At 41.5% G+C, this 7975-nt stretch carries 7 protein-coding genes; 2 read left to right on the forward strand and 5 right to left on the reverse strand.

Annotated features, from left to right (window positions below; translation table 11 throughout):
- Positions 1-113 precede the first annotated feature (113 nt).
- From CXF70_RS10230 to CXF70_RS10240, 3 genes are read right to left on the reverse strand one after another with little or no spacing between them, the layout of a single operon-like run.
- Positions 114-1295 (reverse strand): MalY/PatB family protein, encoded by a 1182-nt coding sequence (locus CXF70_RS10230; RefSeq protein ID WP_101802577.1) that lies wholly within the window; start codon positions 1293-1295, stop codon positions 114-116.
- A 27-nt stretch (positions 1296-1322) separates the two neighbouring features.
- Positions 1323-2204, reverse strand: coding sequence for a DMT family transporter (locus tag CXF70_RS10235; RefSeq protein WP_101802578.1), 882 nt, complete (start codon positions 2202-2204; stop codon positions 1323-1325).
- 30 nt (positions 2205-2234) lie between these two features.
- Positions 2235-3257 (reverse strand): YeiH family protein, encoded by a 1023-nt coding sequence (locus CXF70_RS10240; RefSeq protein ID WP_101802579.1) that lies wholly within the window; start codon positions 3255-3257, stop codon positions 2235-2237.
- A 113-nt stretch (positions 3258-3370) separates the two neighbouring features.
- Here CXF70_RS10240 and CXF70_RS10245 point away from each other — a divergent pair, with 113 nt between their 5' ends.
- Together CXF70_RS10245 and CXF70_RS10250 are read left to right on the forward strand one after the other, a co-directional pair.
- Positions 3371-4273 (forward strand): LysR family transcriptional regulator, encoded by a 903-nt coding sequence (locus CXF70_RS10245; RefSeq protein WP_101802580.1) that lies wholly within the window; start codon positions 3371-3373, stop codon positions 4271-4273.
- Positions 4274-4509: 236 nt separating this feature from the next.
- Positions 4510-5472: an arsenic resistance protein gene (locus CXF70_RS10250; RefSeq protein WP_101802581.1), complete on the forward strand. Its 963-nt coding sequence runs from the start codon at positions 4510-4512 to the stop codon at positions 5470-5472.
- A 134-nt stretch (positions 5473-5606) separates the two neighbouring features.
- Here the strand turns inward: CXF70_RS10250 and CXF70_RS10255 are convergent, their stop codons facing one another.
- Both CXF70_RS10255 and CXF70_RS10260 read right to left on the reverse strand, forming a co-directional pair.
- Entirely contained in the window at positions 5607-6422 is an 816-nt protein-coding gene (locus CXF70_RS10255) for a ZIP family metal transporter (protein ID WP_101802582.1), read from the reverse strand.
- Positions 6423-6556: 134 nt separating this feature from the next.
- Entirely contained in the window at positions 6557-7441 is an 885-nt protein-coding gene (locus CXF70_RS10260; protein ID WP_101802583.1) for a cation diffusion facilitator family transporter, read from the reverse strand.
- Positions 7442-7975 lie beyond the last annotated feature (534 nt).

Consider the following 7975-nt stretch of genomic DNA (forward strand, 5'->3'; position numbering starts at 1 on the left):
TATCCTACATTTTAATCCCGCGAATCTTGCAGTTCCAGTTTCAATAGGTTTTAGAGCATTGACTGGGTACAAGCACTGGTTGTTCAAAGCACATCTTCTTTCGTTTCCATCATTTATTTTTTCTCTTTGGTTAATGCGAATGCTATTCTGTTCACGCCATCTTCCAAAATTGGACGGGGGCAGGCAACATTTAAACGGAGGTATCCCAATCCGGCTTCTCCGTATTTACTGCCAGGTTCCAAAGCAACTTTTCCGTGCGTAAGCAGAAGATCCATTACTTCTTTCTCCGATAAATGCAAAGACCGATAATTGATCCATAACAAATAAGTCGCTTGAGGTTTTGTGACTTCAATTCCAGGAACTTGACGCTTTAATTCTTTAATGGCGTAATCCATGTTTCCGGAAATTACTGACAGCATTTGTTCGAGCCAGGATTCACTTTCGTTATATGCTGCAATTAATGCAGTTGAAGCAAAAGAGTTCAGCATGCCAGAACCATGAGCTAATGCATGTTTTTCCAGTTTTAAGCGTTTTTCTTTGTCGGTTGCCACAACGGCAGCAACTTGGATGCCTGCCAGGTTAAATGTTTTGGTAGGGGCGAGGCAAGTGAAGATCCGATTGCTTTCTTCTCCAGCAATTTTAGCTAAAGGGGTATACCGTTCGGGACCAACAATTAAATCTCCATGAATTTCATCTGAAATAATGAGGACATCGTATTTGCTGCAAAGTTTGATGACTTTCTGCAATTCTTCAATCGACCAGACTCTGCCTCCGGGGTTATGCGGATTACAAAGAATGAAAAGAGAGGATTCTTTTAATTTCTCCTCAAAGTCTGTGAAATCGATGGTATAGTGACCGTCTTGTTCGACAAGATTCGAATACAGCACTTTCCTGTCCTGATTTTGGGCTAATTGAAAAAATGGAGGATAGACAGGTGGCGTGACTAATATTTTGTCGTCTTTCTCTGTATAAGTCTCGATGATTGAGGCGATAGCCGGAATGATGCCGTGATGGAACAGTAGCCATTCAGGGTTGATTTGCCAATCATTTCGTTTAGCTTGCCAGTTGATGACGGCTTCCCGGCACTCATCGCACATAAGAGAATAACCAAAAATAGAGTGATCGAGTCTTTTTTGTAAAGCCATTAGAACTTGTGAAGGAGCAGGAAAATCCATATCAGCGATCCACATAGGCAAAACATCAGAAGTCTCATCTAAATTATAAATTTCGCCCATTGCATCCCATTTGACGGATCGGCTATTTTTACGGTCATATATTTCTTCAAATGAATTCATTTTATCTTTCCTCTTTAAAATTCAATTTTACTCATTTAATCCGAGTTTACTGCCAGCTTTATTTCTTCCCAGCGCATTGATAATAATAACCCCAGCAAGAGCAACGTTTCCACCTGTAATTGAAAGAGTTTCAGGCCATTCTTTTAACCAAACCCATGCAACAGCTATAGCAATGGCGGGTTCCAAATACATCATACTCGCTACCGCACTGGCATTTCCGGAAGAAAGGGCCTTTGCCCAAGTTACATAAGCAATACAAGCTGGAAAGACACCCACGTATATAGCGGATAGATGCGCTTCATCAGTAGATTGTTGGAGCGTATCCAACAGGCCAGGCGAGAATATGAAAAAGGGAAGCGTTCCTGCCCATGTAAAATAGGCGGTAAGTTCAATCGGGTTATATCTTTTAAGCAATGGCTTTTGAAATACAAAGAAAATAGAAGTTGCTATGGCGGCGCCTAATACAAATAATGCTCCGTTGGCTAAAGAAAAGGAAGATCCACTGGAACCGACAGCGATTAAAACTATGCCGACAAAGCCCACTCCCAAGCCAACCCATCCTAATACGGTTAATCGTTCTTTTAATACAAGCATCGCAATAACCGCTGTGAAAATCGGCGCTGCACCAATAAGCATGCCGGCAGTTCCAGCAGGGATAGTTTGTATGCCAAAAGTTACGCCTATGTGGTATACACTGATCCCAACCCAGCCCAAAATTATAATTTTCAACAAGTCATTTTTAGTGGGTTTTTTAAACTGTTTTCTGTTGAGAAGAGCATAAATTAAAAATAGTAAAGATGCGATAAGATAACGGACCAATACTAAATGGCCGGCTTCATATCCTCCTTCTAAACTGGAACCGATTGCTGCGAAAGTGGAACCCCAAATAAGAATAGTGACAAAAGCCATAAAAAAGTTTTCTGGTTCACTTTATCCTCCTTAAATTATGAAGTATGTCAATACCGATAATGCAACAGAAACGATGGTCATTGCAGCTAAAGGAAGCATAGCACGTTCCCGTAAATCCCGTAAACTTACGTTCAGTCCCAAACCTACCATAGCAGCAGTTAACAGCCAAGTCGTTAAAACAGAAACAAACTCCATGAAGTAGTTTGGTATGGAAATGACGGGACCCAGTACATAGCTGCCAAGAATACTCATTGCAATAAATCCAAGAAGAAACCAGGGAAATTCAATCTTACTGTTTGTTTCTTCCGAGCCCTTATTTTTTCGCTTCATGAGAACAATGAAAATGAAGCAAACTGGTACAAGAAGAAAGACGCGACCCAACTTTGCGAGCAAAGCCATAGCCAATCCGTCTTCTCCGGCTGGAGCGCCGGCCAACGCTACATGAGCTACCTCGTGCAAGCTCGTTCCTGTCCATATGCCATATTCGATATCGCCGATTGGCAAGAATGGCCGAAGGATGATGTAGGAGATGGCGAAAACTGTTCCCATCAACGCAATAATGCCAACCCCGATAGCTGTATCTTCATCTTTCGCTTTAATTATGGGAGCTACGGCGGCAATTGCGGCGGCTCCACATATACCTGTTCCTACACCCAGCAATAAGGATATATTTTTATCCGCCTTAAAGAGTTTAGCGAGCAAGATTGTTCCGACGATAGCAAACACAATGACTCCTGCATCTCTGACAAGTAAGCCGATGCCGTCACTCAGCACAATATCGATGTTAAGCTTCAGCCCATATAAAATAATCGCAGCCCTCAGCAAATGCTTCGATGAAAAAGTTATTCCGGTGCGTATGCTCGATGGGTATCCAAGAAATTGCCGGTAGAAGACCGCTATGATAATGGCGCATGCCATTTGCCCGATAAATTCAAAGCCGGGAGCTTTTGCCAGTAAATATCCCAGAAAAGCGATAAGAAACGTAAAGAATACACCGTTTATCCATGCTTTCATATTCGATGAATCGGTAAAATTAGAATTTTTTGATGACATAAGTACACCTCTTCCGTCATTATAAGAAGAGACCTGGTATAAGTAAAATAAATATTTAAGTGTATGATAATAAGTAAAACTTATTGTATAGGGATGTTTTGAGGGGGAGAACCATGAACCAAGCGCTTGAAGTGTTTGTTAAAGTCGTGGAAGAGCAAAATTTTTCTAAGGCTGCAAAGCAATTGCATATGACGCAGCCAGCTGTCAGCCAGCATATCCGTTCGCTCGAAACTGAAATGGGGGTTCAACTTCTGGAGAGAACGAATAAATATGTGCGAATGAATAAAGCAGGAGAAATCGTCTACCATCATGCGAAAGAAATTACAGAACTTTACGAGAAGATGCAGCACCTGGTGGAAGATTTGAGCAGTCAGGCCGCTGGAAAGCTCTCGGTCGGCGCCAGCTATACGTTTGGAGAATATATTCTTCCAGGCATTATCGCTAAGTTAAAGGATGGCTATCCAAATATTAAAGCTGCGGTCACAATCGCCAATACGGCTGTTATTGCTGAAATGGTAGCAAATCACCAATTGGATATCGGCATTGTAGAAGGACGGTTTAAAGAAAAATCAGAACTTCAAACAGAGATCTTTGCAGAAGATCAAATGGTGATCTTTGCATCTCTAAACAACCCCTTGACGCAAAGCAAGAAGGCAATCACTATCGATCAACTCGCAGCACAGCCATGGATCTTAAGAGAAGATGGCTCCGGGACAAGAGAGGCAGCTGAAAATGTTTTTCAGCAGTACAACTTTCACCCGGCAAATATCATGGAATTCAGCAGCAATCAATCCATTAAAACCATGGTTGAAGCAGGGGACGGCATTAGTCTTTTATCCGAGTGGGCCATTCAAAAAGAATTGAATTCCGGCGATTTGAAGGTGCTGGAGATGGAAGGAATGCCGCATTTAAGGGAATTCGCCATTATTACCAACTCGCCGTTTCAAACCAAAGCACTTTTTATCTTCATAGACTTGTTAAGAAGCAACAAAAAGTTGAAGAAAACCATGCTGTAAGAGAGAGAAAAAAGCAGAAGACGTGTGGAAGAAGAATTCTCCATTGCTAAATGTTTCTTAAGTAAACATATGAGGGATTATCGGAAGTTGCATATACGAAGGGGGAGAAGAAGCTGTTCAAAGCTTATCTTCTCTTTTTTTGTGCAAAAGTGCTGGCTTAAATTTTTTGACTTAGTTAATCTTAATAGGCAGTGGCTTATATAGTTAGTTTTCTCTTTTCGTAAAGGAGTGCCATTATGAACGTATTTGAGAAATTTCAAACCCTCAGTATTTTAATCGCAGTGGGTCTCGGTCTTTTGTTCGGTCAGATCCATGTCTTTGAACAATACGCTGCATCCTTCATCGTCCCATTTTTACTGCTCATGCTCTATGGATTATTTCTAACCATTCCCTTGCAGCATCTAAAAGATGCTTTTAAGAATCGGAAATTTTTAAATACCAGTACCATCATCAACTTTGTTTGGACGCCTTTAGTGGCGTGGGGGCTAGGAGCAATCTTTCTTGCCGATCACCCAGCATTATGGATCGGGTTCATTATGCTGATGGTGACACCTTGTACCGACTGGTACTTGATGTTCACTTCCATTGCCAAAGGGAATGTCCCCTTGTCCACGTCCGTTTTGCCGATTAATTTGATTCTGCAGGTCGTGCTGCTGCCTGTCTATTTGTTCATTTTCGCTGGTACGATTGAACCGATTCCGCTCGCGACCATCGGCGAAAGTATTGTCCTGGTTTTGGTCATTCCATTTTCCTTGGCGCATGTTACGCGCTATGCATTGCGGAAGAGAGTAACCTTCTTGAAGGAGAAACTCGTCCCATTTTTCGCCACGGCACAGACTTTCTTTTTGTCCTTGGCGATCATGGCGATGTTTGCTTCGCAAGGGAAGTACCTACTCGATAATCTTGAAGTCATTTCCATTTTGCTGCTGCCTGTTTTATTGTTCTTTGTTGTTAATTTTATTTTGGCGCAAACAGCAGGGAAAGCCCTGAGATTTTCCTATGAAGACACGGTGAGCTTAAGCCTGATGACTATCGCACGCAATTCGCCTGTTTCGCTGGCCATTGCAGTTGTCGCCTTTCCAGACCGGCCTTTAATCGCTTTGGCCTTGGTTATTGGCCCATTGATTGAATTATCCATTCTAGCACTCGTCTCCCAGCTGTTGCTTTCTTTAAGGAAAGCTAGCATAGGAGAAATCTGAACTAATAACTCATTGAAAAAGCATATTGATTGGAAGGGCAAAAGCAATAAATTTACACAATCTCTAAAATGGGCTGGTAATGTCGACCAATATGATATCCATATAGTAAGCCTTGGTTCAAAGGCTACTTGAAATTAGCCGAGGGCAACGTCAAGAATCATCATGATTGTAAACCCAACCATTAAACTCATCGAAGCCAAGTCAGAGTTACCTTTTTCTTGGGAACTTGGAATTACTTCTTCGACGACTACAAAAATCATTGCGCCTGCTGCAAAGCTCAATGTATATGGCAGTAAAGGTTCTATAAACACTACTGCCAACGCACCGATGATGGCGGCGACCGGTTCAACCATTCCGGAGAATTGACCGTAAAGAAAGCTTTTTCGCCGCGAAAATCCGTCGCGTCGAAGAGGCATGGAAACAGCTAGGCCTTCCGGGAAGTTCTGGATACCGATGCCAATTGATAATGCTATAGCACCTGCTAGAGAGGCCGACGGAAATCCAGCAGCAACAGCTCCGAATGCAACGCCGATTGCTAGACCTTCTGGAATATTATGTAGTGTAATAGCAAATACAAGCAAAGAGCTCTTCTTTCTTTTAGCTGAGTGGAATCCTTCTGCCTTTTCTAAGGATGTATTGGGGTGGAGGTGTGGGAGGACTTTATCTACCGCCCATAAAAATATGCCACCCAGTAAAAATCCGATGGCCGCAGGCATCCAAGCTGGTAAAGAGCCACCTTCTCCCATGTCAATGGCAGGAGCAAGAAGCGACCAATAACTTGCTGCAATCATCACTCCTCCAGCAAATCCCAGCATACTATCGAGAAATCGTTGATTGACATTTTTTGTAGTGAAAACTAGTGCTGCTCCCAAAGCGGTCATTCCCCAAGTGAACAATGTACCTATGAATGCTTGAATAATCGGGTCCAAATTTTTAAACGATTCCAGCATTTTATATCACCTCTTTCAATAATTTTAGAATGAACAGCGTTTGTTAAGGCGAACAAAGTTATTTCTTTCCTCCATATCCTTGTATCATTTTTAGTGAAGCTAGAATTGAAAAAACAAATGCTTCATCGCAAATTTCATCTCACTGGAGGTTTGGTTTCGACAAGAGTCATTAGACTATTATGGCGCTGTTTCATTAATTCCTTAACCTTCTCAATCGCGTGTATGTTCTCTTTTCCGTTTAACCCGCTTTGTAGCGTGACAATTATATCTATAATCACTTTATTGCCAGAGACTCTGGCTTTTACGTCATGGACATGCGCGACTTCCTGAACTTCAGCAAGTGTTTCTTTGTATTCTATGATTTTTTTCGGATCGATGCCATCAGTTAAAATTAAGGCTGTCTCTTTGAAGATACCCCAGGCAGCCCAAAGGATGATGAGTCCGACAACTAGACCGGTGACAGGGTCAAGCCACGCCACTCCGAACTGCGCTCCTGTGATGCCGATCACGGTCCCAAAACTGACAATTGCATCTGATAAATTATCTTTTGCGATGGAACGCAAGCCCTGGCTATTTGCTTTTACTGCAATGGTTCGATTGATGAAATAGATTAAAATCATGAACAGACCGCTGCCCATTCCTACCCATATCGCCAGCTGATCAGGTGTAACGAAGTCTTGGTTAACAATAGAAGAAATTGTATTCACTAAAATTTGCAATCCAATGGCCGCAATCACAAATGCTGCCACCAGCGAAGCGATATTTTCTGCCCTTAAATGACCGTAAGGATGGTTTGCATCTTTGTCTTTTTTAGCTACCCAAAGTCCAATCAGAAGAGCGATCGATGTAATGATATCAGTGAAATTGTTGAAACCATCGGCCATTAAAGCAACAGAATCCACTTGCCATGCAACGAAAATTTTCACTACGGAAACAATCAAATAAGCGACCGTGCTGATCCATGCCCCGGTGCTTGCGTTTAAAGCTCCCATTTCATCCACTCCTTTAGTAAATTTCATTTTTGAGTTCTCTAGTTAAAATGATTCTCATTAAAGTCCATACCCTCTGTCTTGAAATCTAATTGGACGAAGTTCAAGAATTTATAAGCATCGCTATGAATTTTAAAAGATGTTTCCATCCATTTAGAAATCCTTTCTTAGGGTATCGAAAAGCTTGCGAAACAGCTACTTTTTAAGTTGTTTTAATATTTTTTGAAATCATCTGAAAGAAATTTAAGGAACTAAATTTTGTGATTGGTCCCCTTAAAGATGTTCGTTTTGATGATACCGTCAGTCAAAAATCTATGATCTGTTGAATGGGCGGCTCTACCACGTCTGTTGGGGAATAGATTCATATGAAAGCCGCAACGCAAAATATTAAAAAATGACCCTCCTGCTTAGCAAAGGGACTAAGAACCTTAGGACTTCATTCTATTTCCCAATAAATCGTCGGAAAAAAAGAATAAAAGCGGCGCTTCTCAACATACAAAAAAAAAAACGGACTATTTAAAGTCCGTTTTTTGAAAAAATAATATTTTTTATTGTTGTTTCCAA

This window comes from Planomicrobium sp. MB-3u-38 (genome assembly GCF_002836425.1).
In the GTDB taxonomy this organism is placed as follows: Bacteria; Bacillota; Bacilli; order Bacillales_A; family Planococcaceae; genus Planococcus; species Planococcus okeanokoites.

Excerpts from the sequence above, each read along its gene's own strand:
- CXF70_RS10230 (WP_101802577.1), bottom strand. The coding sequence starts at position 1,295 with ATGAATTCATTTGAAGAAATATATGACCGTAAAAATAGCCGATCCGTC.
- CXF70_RS10235 (WP_101802578.1), bottom strand. The coding sequence starts at position 2,204 with ATGGCTTTTGTCACTATTCTTATTTGGGGTTCCACTTTCGCAGCAATC.
- CXF70_RS10240 (WP_101802579.1), bottom strand. The coding sequence starts at position 3,257 with ATGTCATCAAAAAATTCTAATTTTACCGATTCATCGAATATGAAAGCA.
- CXF70_RS10245 (WP_101802580.1), top strand. The coding sequence starts at position 3,371 with ATGAACCAAGCGCTTGAAGTGTTTGTTAAAGTCGTGGAAGAGCAAAAT.
- CXF70_RS10250 (WP_101802581.1), top strand. The coding sequence starts at position 4,510 with ATGAACGTATTTGAGAAATTTCAAACCCTCAGTATTTTAATCGCAGTG.
- CXF70_RS10255 (WP_101802582.1), bottom strand. The coding sequence starts at position 6,422 with ATGCTGGAATCGTTTAAAAATTTGGACCCGATTATTCAAGCATTCATA.
- CXF70_RS10260 (WP_101802583.1), bottom strand. The coding sequence starts at position 7,441 with ATGAAATTTACTAAAGGAGTGGATGAAATGGGAGCTTTAAACGCAAGC.